The sequence below is a fragment of the Actinomycetospora chlora genome, from assembly GCF_039542135.1.
GTDB lineage: Bacteria > Actinomycetota > Actinomycetes > Mycobacteriales > Pseudonocardiaceae > Actinomycetospora > Actinomycetospora chlora.
In genome coordinates, this window is record NZ_BAABHO010000038.1 from 41,430 (window position 1) to 60,281 (window position 18,852).

Consider the following 18,852-nt stretch of genomic DNA (forward strand, 5'->3'; position numbering starts at 1 on the left):
CTCACTTCGTCGCACGATGTCCCGAGGAGAGCGATGAGCCACGCAGCGGGCACGGACACCCTGGACGTCCTGGGCATCGGTTTCGGGCCCTCGAACCTCGCGCTGGCGCTGGCGGTGGAGGAGCACAACGAGCGTGCCGGGGCGGACGGCCGGCTGCGGGCGGCGTTCGTCGAGCAGCAGGCGGCGTTCGGGTGGCACCGCGGCATGCTGCTCGAGGGCGCCACGATGCAGGTGTCGTTCCTCAAGGACCTCGTGACGATGCGGGACCCGACGAGCCCGCGGTCGTACCTCAACTACCTGCAGAGCCGGGGCCGTCTCGCGGACTTCATCAACACCAAGACGATGTTCCCGTCGCGGGTGGAGTTCCACGACTACCTCGAGTGGTGCGCCGCGGACGTCCGGCACCTCGTGTCGTACGGGACCCGGGCGGTCGCGGTGCGGCCGGTGCGGGGCCCGTCCGACGACGTCGACGAGCTCGAGGTCGTGCTGCGTGACGTCGCGACCGACGAGGCGCGGGTCGTGCGCACGCGCAACCTCGTGCTCGCCACCGGGCTGGTGCCGACGGTGCCGACCGGCGTCGCCCGCGGGCCGCGCATCTGGCACAACAGCGAGCTGCTGCACCGGCTCGCCGCGGTCGACGCCGACGAGGCGGCCTGGGCGCCGCGCCGCTTCGTCGTCGTCGGCGCCGGCCAGAGCGCGGCCGAGACCACCGACCACCTGCACCGGCGCTACCCGGACTCCGAGGTGCACTCGGTGTTCTCCCGGTACGGCTACAGCCCGGCCGACGACACGTCCTTCGCGAACCGCATCTTCGACCCGGAGGCCGTTGACCACTTCTACGCGGCGCCGGGCGACGTCAAGCAGATGCTCATGGACTACCACGCGAACACGAACTACTCGGTGGTCGATCCCGAGCTGATCCAGCAGCTCTACGGCACCGCCTACCAGGAGAAGGTCGCCGGGACCCAGCGGCTGCACGTGCACGGGGCGTGCCGGGTGTCCGGCGTGCGGGAGCCGGCGCAGGGCGGGGCCGACATCGAGGTCGAGATCGAGTTCCTGCCCACCGGCGAGCACGAGACGGTGCCCGCCGACGTCGTCGTCTACGCCACGGGCTACCGCGCGATCGACCCGACCACGCTGCTCGGCGACACCGGGACGTGGTGCCGCCGGGCGGAGAACGGCGAGCTGCTGGTCGAGCGCGACTACCGCCTGACCACCGACCCGACGCTGCGCGCCGGCGTCTACGTCCAGGGCGCGACCGAGCACACGCACGGGATCAGCTCGACGCTGCTCTCGACGACCGCGGTCCGGGCGGGCGAGATCGTCGCCTCCCTGCTGGGGCACCGCGTCGGGGCGCCGCCGCCCGGCGAGGTCGAGCCCGCGCCCCACCCGCGCGGGGCGGACGGGACCGCGGACCTGCCGCTCTCCGCGCAGGCCCGCGCCGTGGACCACGCCGGGCACCGGCCCGTCGGCTCGTGAGCACCCTCGACGCGGACCGGCGCCCGCGGGTGGGGGTCGGGCGGACCTGGCCCGACCGCTTCGCCGAGCAGGTCGCCCGGCGCGGGGAGGCCGTCGCCGTCGTGATGGGCGAGGAGTCCCTGACCTACGACGCCCTGGCCGACCGCGCCGCCCGCCTGGCGACGCGGCTGGTCGCGCACGGGGCCGGCCCGGAGCGTCTCGTCGGGGTCGCCCTGCCGCGCTCGGTCGACGCGGTCGTCGCGCAGGTCGCGGTGCTCTGCGCCGGGGCCGCGCACCTGCCCGTCGACACCGACCAGCCCGCGGAGCGCGTCCGCCTCGTCCTCGACGACGCCGCGCCCGCCGTGCTGCTGACGACCGCGGCACTGCGCGGCGAGCTCCCGGCCGGGTGGGCGGACCGTGCGCTCGTCCTCGACGAGCTCGACGTCGCCGCCGCGGCGCCCGCGCCGCTCGACCCCGACGTCGCGGTCGACGGGCTGGCCTACGTCATCTACACGTCCGGGTCGACCGGGCGCCCCAAGGGCGTGCTCGTGACGCACGCGGGCGTCGACGGGCTGGTCGCGACGCAGACCGAGCGGCTCGGCGTCGGCCCGGACGACCACGTCCTCGCCTTCGCGTCGCCGGGCTTCGACGTCGCCTTCTGGGAGCTGTGCCAGGCGCTGCTCTCGGGCGGGCGGCTCGTGGTCGTGCCGAGCGAGCTGCGCGCGCCGGTGCCCGAGCTCGCCGCGTACCTCCACGAGCACGGCGTGACCGTCATGATCCTGCCGCCCGTGCTGCTCGCCGCGCTGCCCGACGACGTCGACCTGCCGGCCGGGGTGCTGCTGGCCGGCACCGAGCGCGTCGCGCCGGAGCTGGTCGCGCGGTGGGGGCGCGGGCGGCGGATGTTCAACGCGTACGGCCCGACCGAGGCCACCGTGAACTCCACCCTGGGCGAGAGCCACCCCGACGCCCTCGACGGCGCCTCGGTGCCGATCGGCGTCCCCGACCCGCTGACCACCGCCCGGGTCCTCGACGCCGCGCTGGCGCCGGTGCCCCACGGCGAGCCCGGGGAGCTCTACATCGGCGGCCCGGGCCTCGCGCGCGGCTACCTGGGCCGGCCCGGGCTCACCGCCGAGCGGTTCGTCGCCGACCCGTTCGGCGAGCCCGGCGACCGGCTCTACCGCACCGGCGACCTCGTCGTGCGCCACGGCGACGTGCTCGACTTCCTCGGGCGCACCGACGACCAGGTGCAGATCCGCGGCTTCCGCGTCGAGCCGGGCGAGGTCGAGTCGGCGATGCGGTCGCATCCCGCGGTCGCACAGGCCGCGGTCGTCGTGCGGGAGGACCTGCCGGGCGGGCGCGCGCTCGTGGGGTACGTCGTGCCCGCGCTCGGCGGGGCCGGGGACGACCGCGTCGCCGAGTGGGAGGACCTGCACGAGGTCCTCTACGCGGCCGACGACGACGGCTTCGCCGGCTGGAACTCCACCTACGACGGCGCCGAGATCCCCCGCGCGCAGATGCGGGTGTGGCGCGACGCGGTGGTGGCCCGCATCCGCGCGCTGCCGGTCGGGTCGCGCGTGCTCGAGGTGGGCGTGGGCAGCGGCCTGCTGCTCACCGAGATCGCGCCGCACGTCGAGCGCTACGTGGGCGTCGACCTGTCCGCCGAGGGGATCGCCGCGCTGGGGCGGCGCGTCGCGGCGGACCCGGTGCTCGCGGACCGCGTCGTGCTCGAGACGCGCGCGGCGGACGCCGTGGCCGGCGTCGCGGGCGGGCCGTTCGACACCATCGTGATCAACTCGGTCGTCCAGTACTTCCCCGACGGCGAGTACCTGCGCCGCGTCCTGCACGACGCGGCCGGACTGCTCGCCCCCGGCGGCTCGCTGCTCGTCGGCGACGTCCGGCACGCGGGGCTGCTGCGCACGCTGCGCGCGGGCGTGGAGGTCGCCCGCGCGGCGCCCGGGACCGACGACGCGGCGCTGCGCGGCGCGGTCGACGCGTCGGTCGCGTGGGAGCCCGAGCTGCTCGTCGACCCCGGCTTCTTCGGCGCGGTCGCCGTCGAGCTGGGGCTCGCCGCCGACGTCGAGCTGGAGCGCACCCCGTTCCACGACGAGATCTCGCGCTACCGCTACCACGCGGTCCTCCACCCCCACGTGCGTGATCTTCCGAGCGATAGCACGGAAGATCACGCACGTGAGGTGCGGTGGACGGGGTCGGTGGAGGAGGTGCGGGCGGCGCTGGCGGCGTGGCCGGCCGTCCGGCTCGTCGGCGTGCCGAACGCGCGCCTGACCCCCGACCTGGAGGCCCTCGCCGGGGTCGACGGCACCCCGCTCCCCGACGTCCCGGCGGCCGACCCCGAGGACCTGATCGCCCTGGCTCCCGACCGGGCCCGGGCCACCTGGGACCCGGAGGAGCCGACGCGCTTCGAGGTCCTCTTCGGGGACGGCCCCGCGTTCCGCGGCGGCGGCCCGGCGGGCACGTCGACGCCGGCGCCGTTCCGCGACGTCACCGCCGTCACGGCCGCGGTGCGCGAGCACCTGCGCGACCGGCTGCCCGCGCACCTCGTGCCGGCCGCGGTCGTCGCCGTGCCGGCCCTGCCCACGCTGCCCAGCGGCAAGCTCGACCGCGCGGCGCTGCCCGCTCCCGACCCTGCCGCCGAGATCGAGGGCACCGCGCCGCGCACCCCGCGCGAGGAGATGCTGGCCGCCCTGTTCGCCGAGCTGCTCGCCGTGCCGGGCATCGGTGTGCACGACGACTTCTTCGCCGTCGGCGGCGACAGCATTCTGTCGGTCTCCCTGGTCGTGCGTGCCCGCGCCGCCGGGCTGGAGATCACGCCGCGCCAGATCTTCACCCACCGGACCGTCGCCGCGCTGGCGCGCGAGGCCGGGGTGCGGGAGGAGACCACCGCGCCCGCCGCGGTGACTGTCGAGCTCGACGACACGGCCCGCGCGGCACTGGGTGACGGACTGTCCGATGAGAGCTGGGACGAGGTCTGGCCGGCCTCCCCGCTGCAGGAGGGCTTCCTCGTCCACGCCGCCCTCTCGGACGTCTACACCGTCCAGGAGGTCGTGCGCCTGCGCGGACCCGTCGACGCCGCGGCGTGGCGGGCCGCGGCCGGGCGGCTGCCGGAGCGCCACCCGCAGCTGCGGGCGGGCTTCGCGCAGCGGGCCGACGGCCGCGTCGTCCAGGCGATCGCCCGCGAGGTCACGCTGCCGTGGCGCGAGGTGGACCTGCGCGGCGCCGACCCGGCGGCCCTCGACGACGTCGTCGCGGCCGAGCGCGCGGAGCGCTTCGACCTCGCCCGCCCGCCGCTGCTGCGGGTGGCGCTGGTGCACCTGCGCGACACGGAGCGGAGCGGAGCTGGAGCCGAGGAGGAGAACGAGGACGCCGCCCTGGTGCTGACGTTCGAGCACATCGTGCTCGACGGGTGGTCGGTCGCGGTGGTCGTGCGCGAGCTGGTCGACGACGTCGCCGGCACGCTGCCGCCCGCGCGCGACACCGACCTGGCCACGCTGCGCGCCCGTCACACCCGCGCGGACGACGCCGACGCGGACCTGGCCGCCTGGACCTCCGCGCTCGCCGGGCTGGACGGCCCGACGCGCCTGCTCGACGCGCTCGCGCCCGCCACCGTCCCGGACGACCTCGCCGCCGCCCCCGAGCGCGCGCCCCGGCACCGTCAGGTCCGGCTGGTCGTCGACGCGGACACCACGGGCCGGCTGGTCGCGGCCGCCCGTCGCCGCGGCCTCACGCTCGGCACCGTCCTGCACGGCGCGTGGGCGCTGGTCGTCGGGCGCCTGACCGGGCAGCGCGACGTCGTCGTTGGAAGCACCGTCTCGGGCCGCGACGGGAGCCTGCCCGGCGTCGAGGACGCCGTCGGCCTGTTCATCAACACCGTCCCGGTCCGGGTGCGGTGGACCCCGGGTGCGGCGGCCGGCGAGGTCCTCGCCGCCCTGCAGGACGAGCGCACCGCCCTGCTCGACCACGACCGCGTCGCGCTCGCGGCCCTCCAGCGCGCGCTCGGTCTCGGCGAGCTGTTCGACTCGCTCGTCGTCGTGGAGAACTATCCGCAGCCGCACGGGGTCGACGGGGTCGACGTCGTCGACGCCGTGCACTACCCGGTGGCGCTGATCGCGAGCGGGGGCAGCGAACTCGCGCTCACGGTCAAGCACGACCCGACGCGCGTCGACGCGGCCGCTGCCGACCTCGTCGTCGCCCAGCTGCGCCGCACGCTCGACGCCCTCGCCGCCGACCTCGACGTCCCGGTGGCGGCGATCCCGCTGCGCGACGACCCCGTCGCGCACCCCGACGTCGCACGCCCGGTGGCCCCGACGACGCTGACCGGCTGGATCGCCGAGCAGGCCGCGACCACGCCCGACGCGCCCGCCGTGGTGGCCGAGGGCGCCGTCCTGACCCACGCCGAGCTGACGGCGCGGTCCGCCGAGCTGGCCGGCGCGCTCGCCGGGGCGGGCCCGGTCGTCGGTGTCGCGGTGCCCCGCTCGGCGGGGCTGGTCGTCGCGCTGCTGGGGGTGCTGCACGCCGGCGCCGCCTACGTCCCGCTCGACCTCGACCTGCCCCGCGAGCGCCTGCGCGCGGTCGTCGAGGACGCGGGGGTCGAGGTGGTGGTCACCACCGCCGAGGCGGCCGACGCGGTGCCCGACGGCCCGCGCCGGGTGCTGCTGGACGCGGCCGGGCGCGAGGCCGTCCCGCCGGTGCCCGTCGACCCCGACGACGCCGCCTACGTGATCTTCACGTCGGGCTCGACGGGCCGGCCCAAGGGCGTGGTCGTCAGCCACCGCGCGATCGTCAACCGGCTGGCGTGGATGCAGGACGCCTACGGCCTCGCGCCCGACGACCGCGTGCTGCAGAAGACACCGGTGGGGTTCGACGTCAGCGTCTGGGAGTTCTTCTGGCCGCTGGTCACGGGCGCGGCGATCGTGGTCGCGCGCCCGGGCGGGCACCGCGACCCGACCTACCTCGCCGCGCTGGTGGCCGACGCCGGCGTCACGACGATGCACTTCGTCCCGTCGATGCTCGAGGCGTTCCTGGCCACCGACGAGGTCACCGACGACGTCGCGTGGGCCGGGACGCTGCGCCGCGTGCTGGCCAGCGGCGAGGCCCTGCCGGCGACCGCGGCCGCGCGCTGGCGGGAGCTCACCGGCGTCCCGCTGCACAACCTCTACGGGCCCACCGAGGCCGCCGTCGACGTGACCCACCACGCGGTCACCGCCGCCGACACGACCCGCGTGCCGATCGGCGCCCCGGTCTGGAACACCGGCCTGCACGTCCTCGACGAGTGCCTGGCCGAGGTCCCCGACGGCGTGCCCGGGGAGCTCTACCTCGCCGGCGTGCAGCTGGCCCGCGGGTACACCGGCCGGCCGGGCCTGACCGCCGAGCGCTTCGTCGCCGCCCCGGACGGGGCCCGCCTCTACCGCACGGGCGACCTCGTGCGCCGCCTGCCGGACGGCGAGCTGGAGTACCTCGGTCGCACCGACGAGCAGGTGAAGATCCGCGGGCAGCGCATCGAGCCCGGCGAGGTCGAGGCCGCCCTCGCCGCCCGGTCCGGCGTCGCGCACGCCGCGGTGACGGTGCGTCGTGACGGCCCGTCGCCCGCCCTGGTCGGCTACGTGGTCGGTGAGGTCGATCCCGACGCCCTGCGTGCCGACCTCGCCGCCGAGCTCCCGGAGGCGATGGTGCCGGCCGCGGTCGTCGTGCTCGACGCGCTGCCGCTCACCGCCAGCGGCAAGCTCGACCGCCGGGCCCTGCCCGCGCCGGCCGTCGCCGACGCCGGCCCGGCCCGCGAGCCCGCGTCCGAGGCGGAGCGCGTCCTGTGTGCCGTCTTCGCCGAGGTCCTCGGCCGCGGGCGCTGCGGCCCCGACGACGACTTCTTCGCCCTCGGCGGCGACTCGATCGCTGCGATCGGCGTGGCCGGCCGCGCCCGCCGGGCGGGCCTCGCCGTGGGGCCCGCGGAGGTGTTCGCCGGCCGCAGCCCGGCGGGCGTCGCCGCGCGGGTGCCGGACACCGCCCGGGCCGCCGCGCCGGTCGAGGACCTGCGCGCCCCCGTGGCCCCGGAGCGGGTCCCGACCGACCTCGACGTCGCCGAGGTCTGGCCCCTCTCGCCCCTGCAGGAGGGGCTGTTCTTCCACGCCGGGCTCGACGGCGGACCCGACGGCAGCGCCGACGTCTACCGGATCCAGGAGATCGTCGACCTCGACCACCGGCTCGACGAGGAGCGCCTGCGCGCGGCGGTGGCGACGCTGCTCGCCCGCCACGACGCGCTGCGGGCCGGCTTCACCAGCGAGGGCCTCGACGAGCCCGTGCAGTTCGTCGCGGCGTCGCTCGCGCCGCCGGTGCGGGTGGTCGACGCGGCCGACGAGGATGCGGTGGCCGCCGTGACCGCGCAGGACCGCGCGGCCGGCTTCGACCTCGCGCGCCCGCCGCTGTTCCGCGTCGTGCTCGTGCGGGGCCCGGGGACCGACCGCGTGCTGATCTCGCGGCACCTGCTGCTGTGGGACGGCTGGTCGGCGTGGACCGTGCTGTCCCAGCTCCTGGACGCCTACGCGGGGGACCGCGAGCTCGAGCCCGCCGGCTCCTACCGCGACCACCTCGCGTGGCTGGCGGCGCAGGACACCGACGCGGCGGTGGAGGCCTGGCGCACGGCGCTGGCGGGGCTGGAGGAGCCGACGCTGGTCGGGCCGGACACCCCCGGGCCGTTGCGCGAGCGCGACCTCGAGCTCGACGCCGACGTCACGGCCCGCCTGCGCACGTTGACCCGCGAGCGCGGCCTCACCGCGCACGCGGTGCTGTCGACGGTGTGGGGGCTCGTGCTCGCCGCGGCGACGGGGCGCACCGACGTCGTGCTCGGCACCACGGTCGCCGGCCGCCCGGACGCCGTGCCGCACGTGGAGACCACGGTCGGGCTGTTCCTCACCACCGTGCCGACGCGCCTGGTCCTGCGGGCCGGCGAGCCCGTCGACGCGCTGCTCGCACGGGTGCAGGACGAGCGCCTGGGGCTCCTGGCGCACGAGTGGGTCGGGCTCGGCGCGATCCAGCGCGCCGCCGGGCGGCGCACGCTGTTCGACACGCTGTTCGTCTATCGCCCCGAGGGCGGCGAGGAGCGCGTCGCCGAGCTGTCGGCCCGCCACGGCGTCACGGCCCTGCGCAACGACGACGCGACGCACTACCCCCTGACGGTCATCGTCACCCCGGGCGAGCGGATGCGGGTCACGCTGGCCCACACGCTGACCGACGACGCCGCGACGGCGTGGCTCGAGCGGTTCACCCGCCTGCTGGAGCAGGTGCTGGCCGACCCGGGCGCCGCGGTGGACGCGCTCGACCCGCTGCTGCCCGCCGAGCGGGAGGCCGTGGTCGCGGGCCGCGACGGGGTGGCGGTCGACCTCGGGAACGCGACGGTCGCCGACCTGCTCGCGCAACGGGCCGCGCTCGTGCCCGGGGACCTGGCCCTGGTGTCCGGGGACGTCGGGTACACCTACCGCGAGCTCGACGCGGCCGTCGACCGCACCGCGCGGCTGCTGCGCGCCCGCGGCGCCGGGCCCGAGACCGTGGTCGCGCTCGCCGTGCCCCGCTCGGCCGAGACCGTGGTGGCGCTGTTCGCGGTGCTGCGCACGGGGGCGGCGTACCTGCCCCTCGAGCTCGACCACCCGGCCGAGCGGCTGCGGGCCACGCTGCGCGACGCCGAGCCGGTGGTGCTCGTGACGGTCGCCCGGGTCGCCGACCGGTTCCCCGGGGTGCCCGCCCTGGTGCTCGACGATCCCGCCGTCGCCGCCGAGCGGGAGGCCCAGCCGGCGGGACCGCTGGGCGACGACGAGCTCGGCGCCTTCGCCCGCGACCGCGCCGACCGACTCGACCGACCCGCCTACCTGATCTACACGTCGGGCTCCACCGGCGCGCCGAAGGGCGTCGTCACCCCCTACCGGGGGCTGACCAACATGCAGATCAACCACCGCCGCGAGATCTTCGAGCCGGTGGTGGCCGCGGCCGGCGGGCGCCGCCTGCGGATCGCGCACACCGTGTCGTTCGCCTTCGACATGTCGTGGGAGGAGCTGCTCTGGCTCGTCGAGGGCCACGAGGTGCACGTCCTCGACGAGGAGCTGCGACGCGACGCGACGCGGCTCGTCGCGCACGCCCGCGAGCACGCCGTCGACGTCGTCAACGTGACCCCCACCTACGCCGAGGCGCTGATCGAGGAGGGGCTGCTCGAGCGGACCGTGCCGCTGGTGCTGCTCGGGGGCGAGGCGGTGTCGGACGCGGTGTGGACCGCGCTGCGCGACGCCGACGGGACGCTGGGCTACAACCTCTACGGCCCCACCGAGTACACGATCAACACCCTGGGCGGCGGCACGGCCGACAGCGCGACGCCGACCGTCGGCCGGCCGATCACCAACACCCGCGCCCACGTGCTCGACCCCTGGCTGCGACCCGTTCCTGACGGCGTGCCGGGCGAGCTCTACATCGCCGGCACCGGCCTCGCGCGCGGGTACTGGCGGCGTCCCGGCCTCACCGCGGAGCGGTTCGTGGCCGACCCCACCGACCCGGCGGGCGGGCGGATGTACCGCACCGGCGACCTCGTGCGCCGCCGGCCGGGCACCGGGGGCGTCCTGGACTTCCTCGGCCGCACCGACGACCAGGTGAAGATCCGCGGCCACCGCGTCGAGCCGGGCGAGGTCGCCGCCGCCCTGACCGCCCACGACGCCGTGGCCCGCGCCGCGGTCGTCGCCGACCGCTCGGGGCCGGGCGGGTCGGCGCGGCTGGTCGGGTACGTCGTCCCCGCCGGGCAGCTCGACGTGGCCGCCGTGCGCGACGACCTGCGCTCCCGCCTGCCCGACCACCTCGTGCCCGCCGCGCTGGTCGAGGTCGACACGCTGCCGCTGACCGTCAACGGCAAGCTCGACACCGGCGCCCTGCCCACCCCTGACCTCACGCCCGCGGGCGGCGGGCGCCCACCGGCGACCCCGGCCGAGGAGACGCTGTGCGGGCTCTACGCCGCCGTGCTCGGGCTGGAGCGCGTCGGGCCGGACGACGACTTCTTCGACCTCGGCGGGCACTCGCTGGTCGCCACCCGGCTGCTGTCGCGCGTGCGGACGGCGCTGGGCGCCGACGTCGCCCTGCGCGACCTGTTCGACGCGCCCACCCCGGCGCTGCTCGCGGGCCGGGCGGGCGGGCGCGCGGCGGGCCCGGCCCGTCCGGAGCTCGCGCCGCGGGAGCGTCCCGCGGCGTTGCCGCTCTCGGCCGCCCAGCAGCGCCTGTGGATGCTCGCCCAGCTCGACGAGGCGGGTGGCGGGGCCTACCACTACCCGATCGTGCTGCGGCTGCGTCCCGACCCCGAGCGGCTCGACCCGGCGGCGCTCGCGGCCGCGCTCGACGACGTCGTCGCACGCCACGACCCGCTGCGCACGCTGCTCGACGGCACCACCCAGCGGGTGCTCACCGACGTGCGGATCCCGCTGGCCCGGGCCCGGGCGGACTCGGCGGACGAGGCGGCCGAGCTCGTCGAGGCCGAGGTCGCGCGGCCCTTCGACCTCGCGCGGCGGCCCCCGCTGCGCGCGACGCTGGTGGAGCTGCCCGGCGACGAGCACCTGCTCGTGCTCGTGCTGCACCACATCGCCACCGACGAGTGGTCGGACGGGCCGCTGTTCGCCGACCTCGCCGCCGCCTACGCGGCCCGGCGCGCGGGGGAGGAGCCGGCGTTCGCCCCGCTGCCGGTGACCTACGCCGACTACGCGCTCTGGCAGGCCGACCTGCTCGGCGACCCGGCCGACACGGACTCGGCGGCGGCGCGCCAGGTCATGTTCTGGGCCGGCGCGCTCGCGGGCGCGCCCGAGGAGCTCGCGCTGCCCACCGACCGGCCCCGCCCGGCCGCGCCGACCTTCACCGGCGGCACGGTCGCGCTCACCCTCGAGCCCGCCGTGGCCGAGGGGCTGCGCGCGCTGGCCCGCGACCGCGGCGCGAGCACGTTCATGGTGCTGCAGGCCGCCGTCGCGGTGCTGCTCGCGCGGCTCGGCGCCGGCGACGACGTGCCCCTCGGTGCGCCGGTGGCCGGGCGCACCGACCCGCGCCTCGACGACCTCGTCGGCTTCTTCGTCAACACGGTCGTGCTGCGCACCGACCTGTCCGGGACGCCCTCGTTCGGCGAGCTGGTCGACCGCGTGCGGGCCGCCGACCTCGCCGCGTTCGCGCACGCCGACGTGCCGTTCGAGACCGTCGTCGAGCGGCTCGACCCGCCGCGGGTCCTCGCCCGGACCCCCCTGTTCCAGGTGATGGTCGGCCACCACGTCCGGTCCGGGGCGCCGCTGGCGCTGCCCGGGCTCGCGGTCACCGAGGAGGACGTGGCCGGGACGACCGCCAAGTTCGACCTGGTGTTCTCGTTCGTGGAGACGGACGGGGACCTCACGCTGCACCTCGAGTACGCCGCCGACCTGTTCGAGCGCTCCTCCGCCGAGCGGATCGCGCAGCGCTTCGCGCGCGTCGCCGTCACCGTCGCCGCGGCCCCGGACGTCCCGGTCGCGACGGTCGACGTCCTCGACGACGACGAGCGCGCCCTGCTCGCGGACCTGTCGGGACGCCCCGACGCCCGCGCGGTGCCCGAGGAGACCCTCGTCGCGGCGTTCGAGCGCCACGCCGACGCCACCCCGCACGCGGTGGCGGTCGCCGACGTCGAGCGCGAGGTGGGCTACGCCGAGCTGGACGGGCTCGCCGAGGGCGTCGCGGACCTCCTCGACGGCGTCGGGCCCGAGGACGTCGTCGCCGTGGCCGTGCCGCGGTCGGTGACGATGGTCGCCGCGGTGCTCGGCGTGCTCAAGCGGGGCGCGGCGTGGTTGCCGCTCGACCTCGCGCACCCGCCGGAGCGACTCGCCCACATGGTGGCCGACTCCGGCGCGGTGCGGCTGCTGGTCACCCCGGCGACGGCCGACCGGGTCCCGGACGGGCCGCCGAGGGTCGTCCTGGAGCGGGTCGACCCGGCGCCCCGCCGCGACCGCGCCCGGCCCGCGGGCCTCGACGCCGCGGCCTACGTGCTCTACACGTCGGGCTCCACGGGCCGCCCCAAGGGCGTGGTCGTGCCCCACGAGGGCATCGGGAGCCTCGCGGCCACCGCCGCGGACCGGATGGGCGTCACCGCCGCGTCGCGGATCCTCCAGTTCGCGTCGGTCGGGTTCGACGTCGCCGCCTTCGAGCTGACCATGGCCCTGACCCTGGGCGGGCGGCTGGAGATCCTGCCCGGCGAGGCCCGCGTCGCCGGGCCGGCGCTGACCGACGTCCTGCACGCCCGCCGGATCACCCACGCGATCCTGCCGCCGTCGCTGGTGGCGGCCCTGCCCGCGGACTGCACGATCCCGGACGGGACCACCGTGCTCGTCGGCACCGAGACCGTGCCGCCGGACCTCGTCGCCCGCTGGGCCGACCGCCTGCGGATGTTCGTCGCCTACGGCCTCACCGAGGCGACGGTGAACTCGACGCTGTGGCGCACCCGCACCGGGTGGGAGGGCCCGCTGCCGATCGGCGAGCCGGACCCGAACACGGTCGTCCGGGTACTCGGGCCGCGCCTCGAGCCCGTGGCGCCCGGAGTGGTCGGGGACCTCTACGTCGGCGGCCGCGGCCTGGCCCGCGGCTACGTCGGGCAGTCCGCCCTCACCGCCGCCCGCTTCGTCGCCGACCCCGCGGGAGCGCCGGGGGCGCGGCTCTACCGCACCGGCGACCGGGCCCGCTGGCGCCGCGACCCGCAGGCGTCGACAGGCTGGGTGCTCGACTTCCTCGGTCGCGACGACGACCAGATCAAGATCCGGGGCGTGCGCATCGAGCCCGGCGAGGTCGCCGCGGCGCTCGCCGAGCATCCCGACGTCCAGCAGGCCGTCGCAGTGGCCGACCGCGACGGCGACCTGGCACGTCTCGTCGGTTACGTGACGGCGGTGGACGACCACGTCGACGTCGAGGACGTCCGCGCCGCGGCCGCCACGCGCCTGCCCGAGCACATGGTCCCCGCGCTCGTCGTCGCGCTCGACGGGCCGGTGCCGCTGACGCCGAACGGCAAGGTCGACCGGCGGGCGCTGCCGGCGCCGGACTGGTCGGCGCTGGTGTCGTCGGCGGCGCCGGCCACGCCGGAGGAGGAGCGCCTGGCCGCGCTCGTCGCCGAGGTCCTGCGCCTCGAGCGCGTCGGCGCCGACGACGACTTCTTCGCGCTCGGCGGGCACTCGATGGCCGCGATGCGCCTGGTCTCGGGCGTGCGGGAGTCCCTCGGCGTCGAGCTCGCGGTGCGCGACGTGTTCGAGGCGCCCACCGTCGCCGAGCTCGCGACCCGCCTCGCCGGCGCGCCGCGCTCCCGGCCGAGCCCGGTGCCGGGCGGCCCGCCGCTGGCGGCGGAGCCGGTCGCCCCCGCGCAGCGCCGCCTGCTCGCCGAGGGCACCCGCCGGCGTCCCGACCACGCGCTCGTCCTGCGCGGGCCGTTCGACCCCGAGGCGCTCGCGGCCGCGGTCGACGACGTCGTCGCCCGCCACCAGCCGCTGCGCACCACCGTCAGCGCGGACGGCACGGTGCTGCGGGTCGGCGACGGCGGACCGGGGCTGACCACGTCCTCCGGGAGCCCCGAGGACCTGGCCCGCGCGCCGTTCGACCTCACCGCCGAGCCCGCGTTCCGGGCCCACCTGGTCGGCGGCGAGCTGCTGCTCGTGCTCGGCTACACCGCCGTCGACGAGTGGTCGGTCGTGCCACTGCTGCGCGACCTCGCCATCGCCTACGCGGCGCGCCGCTACGGCGGGGAGCCCGCGTGGGTGCCGCTGCCGTTGCACTACACCGACTACGCGCGCTGGGCGCGCACGCTGCCGGCCCGGCCCGCCGCCGAGCGCGCCGACCTGGTCGACCTGCCCGTCCCGCCGCCCCACACGCCCGCCCCGGCGCGGGTCCTGGCCGCCGAGCTGGCGCCCGGGCCGCGCCGGGCGCTCGACCGCCTCGCCCGGCGCACCCGCACGAGCCTGCTCATGGTGTTCCAGGCCGCGCTGGCCACGGCGCTGACCGCGGAGGGGGCCGGGACGGACCTGCCGCTCGTGACGATGGCCGCCGGGCGGGTCGACGCGGCCCTCGACGACCTCGTCGGCGCGGTGGCCGACCTCGTCGTCGTTCGCACCGACACCGCCGGCGACCCCGGCCCCGAGGAGCTGCTCGCCCGCGTGCGCGCCGCCGACCTCGCCGCCTTCGTCCACGACACCCCGTTCGCCGACGTCGCCGCCCACACCGGGCTCGTCCGGCCGCCGGCGGCGCTCGTGCACCACGAGGAGGCGACGCTGGCGAGCGAGCAGTCGGTGCTCGGGGGGCTCGACGCGGTGCCCACCGGGGCCTCGGTCGCCGACCTGACGCTGGCCTTCCACGAGACCCCGCCCGGGCGGCCGATGACCGTCGAGCTCGTCCACGACCCGGCCGCGGTGGACGACGCCACCGCGCGCCGGGTCCTCGACCGGGTGCTCGGGTTCGGTGCCTAGCTCGGCGCCCGGCCGGCGGTTACTGGCCGGTATCGCTCGTTCAGCGAGCGATACCAGCCAGTAACCCGCGGCTCGGTCGTTCAGCGGCCCTCGGCGACACGGCCGGCGCCGGCGGACCAGAGCCGGGCGTAGCGCCCCCCGGCGGCGAGGAGCTCGTCGTGGGTGCCCTCCTCGACGAGCACGCCGGCGTCGAGGACGGCGATCCGGTCCGCCGCGGCGGCCTGGGACAGGCGGTGGGCGACCACGAGCGCGGTGCGCCCGCGCAGCACACGCTCTGCGGCCGCCTCCAGCACCCGGGCGCCGGCGCTGCCGGCCTCCGCGGTCGCCTCGTCGAGCACGGCGACCGCCGGGTCGGCCAGCACCAGCCGGGCGAGCGCCAGCTGCTGGGCCTGGGCGGCGGTCGGGGTGTGCCCGCCGGTGCCGACGACGGCCCGCAGGCCCTCGGGCAGCTCGGACACCCACCCGCGGGCGTCCACGAGGTCGAGGGCCGCCCACAGGTCGTCGTCGGTCGCGGCGGGGGCGGCCAGGCGCAGGTCGTCGGCGAGGGTGCCGGCGAAGACGTGGACCTCCTGGCTGACCATCGCCACGGCGCCGCCGGTCGCGACGGTGCCCGCCGTGGGCCGGTGCACCCCGGCGACGACGCCCGCGAGAGTGGTCTTGCCGGCCCCCGACGCACCGACCAGCGCCAGCCGGGTGCCCGGCGCGATGTCCAGGTCCACACCGCGCAGCACCTCGCTCCCGCCCGGGTAGGCGTGCGAGACGCCCCGGACGCGGACGCCCGGGGCCGACGACCGCGGCTCGTCCTGCGGGTCGTCCAGCTCCGCGACGCCGACCACCCGCGCGAGGCTCGCCCCCGCGGACTGGACGGTGTCGAGCAGGAACAGCACCTCGTTGACCGGGGTGAACAGGTTGATGAAGTACAGCGCCGCGGCGCTCGCCGTGCCGACCGTCGCCGCCCCGCCGCCCACCAGCGCGAACCCCGTGGCCAGCACCGCGGCGACGCCGAGGAACTCGGCGAGGTTGAGCCGCCCGAAGAAGCCGGTCTGCAGCCGCACGACGCGCAGGGCGAGCTCCACCACGGCCGCCGCCCGCGAGCGCACCCGCTCGGCGTGGTCGTCGTGGAGGTCCAGCGCGCGCACGGTGGCGACGCCGCCGGCCGTGTCGAGCAGCTGCTGCTGCTGGGCGCCGCCGACCTCGCGCTGCTCGCGGTAGAGCGGGCTCGAGCGCCGCACGTACCAGCGCGCGGTGAGCACCTGGACCGGCACGGCCACCAGCGCGGCCAGCAGGAACCGCCAGTCCAGCACGGCCAGCCCCACGAGGCTCAGGACGATCACCAGCGCGCCCCGGGCCATGTCCGGGACGGCCTGGCGCACGGCGTCGCCGACGAGCGCGAGGTCGCTGGTCACGCGCGAGGTGAGGTCACCCGCGCCCGCCTGCTCGAGGCGGGCGAGGGGCAGCCCGAGGGCCCGCGCGACGAACCGCTCCCGCAGGTCGGCCAGGACCTCCTCGCCGACCCGCGCGATGCCGGCCATGCCCAGCACCGCCAGCAGTCCCTGGGCCAGGGCGGCACCCACGAGCCCGAGCACCGGCGTCGTCACCGCGTCCGCCCCGCGGCGCGCCACCACCGCGTCGACGATCTGGCCGAGCAGGGGCGGCACCAGCGTGCCGGCCGCGGCGCTGCCCACCAGGGCCGCGAGCGCGAGGCCGAGGACCAGCCGCCGTCCCCGCAGCAGCCGCACGACCGCCGCCCGGACGGCCCGGGCGTCGGCGACGGGCAGGATCGCGCGGCTCACGCCGTCACCACGTCGCGGTACGCGGAGCTCGACCCCATCAGCTCGGCGTGCGTGCCGACCGCCGCCACCCGCCCGTCCACGACGAGCACGACCCGGTCGGTGACGGCCAGCAGCGCGGGACTGGTGGCGAGCACGAGCGTCGTCCGGTCGGCGCGCAGCGCGGCGAGACCGTCGGCGATGAGGACCTCGGTGACGGCGTCGACGGCCGTCGTCGGGTCGTGCAGGACGAGCACGGGGGCGTCGGCCGCGAGCGCACGCGCCAGCGCCACCCGCTGCCGCTGGCCGCCCGACAGGGAGCGGCCCTGCTCGGTCAGCACGGTCGCGGCGCCGTCGGGCAGGACCTCGGCGACCTGGTCGGCCCGCGCCGCCGCCATCGCGGCCCCCACCGGCGCGGGGTCGCGGGCCGCGGCGGCGACGTTCTCGTGCAGCGAGCCCGAGAACAGCTCCGCGCCGTGGGCCGCGACCAGCACGGACGCGCGGGCGACGCGCGGCGGGTGCCGCGCCAGCGGGCCCCCGCCGACGGTGATCGTCCCGCGCTCCGGGTCGACCTCGCGGGCCAGGCAGGCGACGAGCGCGGCCGCGTCCGCGGGGTCGGCGCTCACCACGCCGACGGTCTCACCGGCGCCGACGTCGAGGTCGAGGCCGCGCAGCGTTCCGTGGTGCAGGTCGTGCAGGGCCAGGGCGGGCCGCGCGGGCGGTGCGGGGACGTCGGGGTCGCCGTCGGCGACGGCCGGGCCGGTGGCGAGGACCGCCGCGATGCGCGCGGCCGACGCGCGGCCCTGCGCGATCCGTCCGTTGACCCAGCCGAGCATCTGCAGGGGCGTGATGAGGAACTGCGCGAGGCCCACCGCGGCCACGAGCCCGCCGATGCTCAGCGCCCCGTCGGCGGCGAGCCGCCCGCCGACCAGGGCGACGAGGGCGAGGAAGAGCCCGTTCGCGGCGAGCACGGCGCCCTGGTACCCGGCCTGCACCCGCGTGGCGCCGAGCGTCGCGCCGAGCGCCTCGCGGCTGGCCCCGCGGTAGCGCGCGACGGCGGCCGGGACCGCGCCGAGGCCCTTGAGCACCCGCACGCCGTCGACGAGGTCGGCCGCGACGCCCGACGCGCGGGCCGCGCGCTCCTGCTCGGGGCCGCTGCGCCGCTGCAGGGGCAGCCCGAGCAGGTGCACGACCAGCAGCAGGGGCGGCGTCCCGAGCAGGATCAGCAGGCCCAGCGGCACCGAGGTGCGCAGCAGGGCCACCGCGGCGACGAGCATCGCGGTCAGCGCCGCGAGCCCCAGCGGCAGCGCGAAGTTGAGGATGCCGACCCGCTTCGCGTCGGCCACGGCGACGTTCGCGAGCTCGCCCGGCAGCCGGCCGGCCTCGGCGCCGCCGCGCGGGTCGAGGAGGCGGTCGGCGAGCAGCAGCCGCAGCCGCTGGTCCGCGCGGACGTCCCCGAGCCAGGCTCGGCGGGCGCCCCAGCGGTAGCAGGACGAGAGCACGAGGAAGTCGAGGCCGAGGACGGCGAGCCAACCGAGCAGCGCCACCGGGTCGCCCGTGGCCACGGCGCGGTCGACGACGACGCCGACGAGGACCGGGACCAGCGCCTCGCAGCCCTGGTGGCCCGCGAAGAGCAGCGCCGCCGACGCGACCGGCCCGCGCTGGTCGCGGACCGAGCCCCGCAGGACGGCGGCGGCCGTCGGGGGCGTGGTGGTCACGGAAGGGCAGCCTGTCCTTGCCGGGCGTCCGGGTCAACCGGAGATCGACGCGGGCCTGGGCGCCCGACTTGTGACGGAAGTCGACCTTGACAGTCGCACAGGGTGGCTAGTTCGGTGAGGCTCACCTCACCAACTGGTGCCGGGGCTGTCGAGGAGGACGCTCGTGACCACGACGCCCGTGGAGTCCACGCAGCCCACGGAGCCCACGGGGATGCCCGCCGGCCTGCCGGACCCCGAGGGGACGGATCCGGCGGGTCCCGGCCCCCGCACCGTCCTCGTCCTCCCGACCGGCGAGCTCCACGGCGACGGCGTGCGCGCCGCCGTCGAGCCCGATCCCGCCACGGGTGACGCCGGCGCCGCGGCCGCGGCCGTCGTCGCGCGGCTGCGCGCCGCCGGCGCCGCCGCCCCGGTGGTCGCCGGCGTGCTCGG

The 18,852-nt window shown here is 77.7% G+C and carries 4 protein-coding genes and 1 pseudogene; 3 read left to right on the forward strand and 2 right to left on the reverse strand.

The window, feature by feature from the left end; translation table 11 throughout:
• Window positions 1-33: 33 nt before the first annotated feature.
• Window positions 34-1,479 (forward strand): lysine N(6)-hydroxylase/L-ornithine N(5)-oxygenase family protein, encoded by a 1,446-nt coding sequence (locus ABD994_RS21405; RefSeq protein WP_345419813.1) that lies wholly within the window; start codon window positions 34-36, stop codon window positions 1,477-1,479.
• Complete coding sequence (locus ABD994_RS21410; protein ID WP_345419816.1) at window positions 1,476-14,936, forward strand: amino acid adenylation domain-containing protein; 13,461 nt, start codon at window positions 1,476-1,478, stop codon at window positions 14,934-14,936. The genes ABD994_RS21405 and ABD994_RS21410 overlap by 4 nt, the downstream gene beginning before the upstream one ends.
• 80 nt (window positions 14,937-15,016) lie before the next feature.
• Here the strand turns inward: ABD994_RS21410 and ABD994_RS21415 are convergent, their stop codons facing one another.
• Together ABD994_RS21415 and ABD994_RS21420 are read right to left on the reverse strand one after the other, a co-directional pair.
• Window positions 15,017-16,729, reverse strand: coding sequence for an ABC transporter ATP-binding protein (locus tag ABD994_RS21415; protein ID WP_345419819.1), 1,713 nt, complete (start codon window positions 16,727-16,729; stop codon window positions 15,017-15,019).
• Entirely contained in the window at window positions 16,726-18,423 is a 1,698-nt protein-coding gene (locus ABD994_RS21420; RefSeq protein ID WP_345419822.1) for an ATP-binding cassette domain-containing protein, read from the reverse strand. Before ABD994_RS21420 ends, ABD994_RS21415 begins: the two co-directional genes overlap by 4 nt.
• A gap of 163 nt (window positions 18,424-18,586) precedes the next feature.
• Between ABD994_RS21420 and ABD994_RS21425 the strand changes: the two are divergent.
• A pseudogene (locus ABD994_RS21425) lies at window positions 18,587-18,852 on the forward strand (hypothetical protein); the annotation flags it as partial.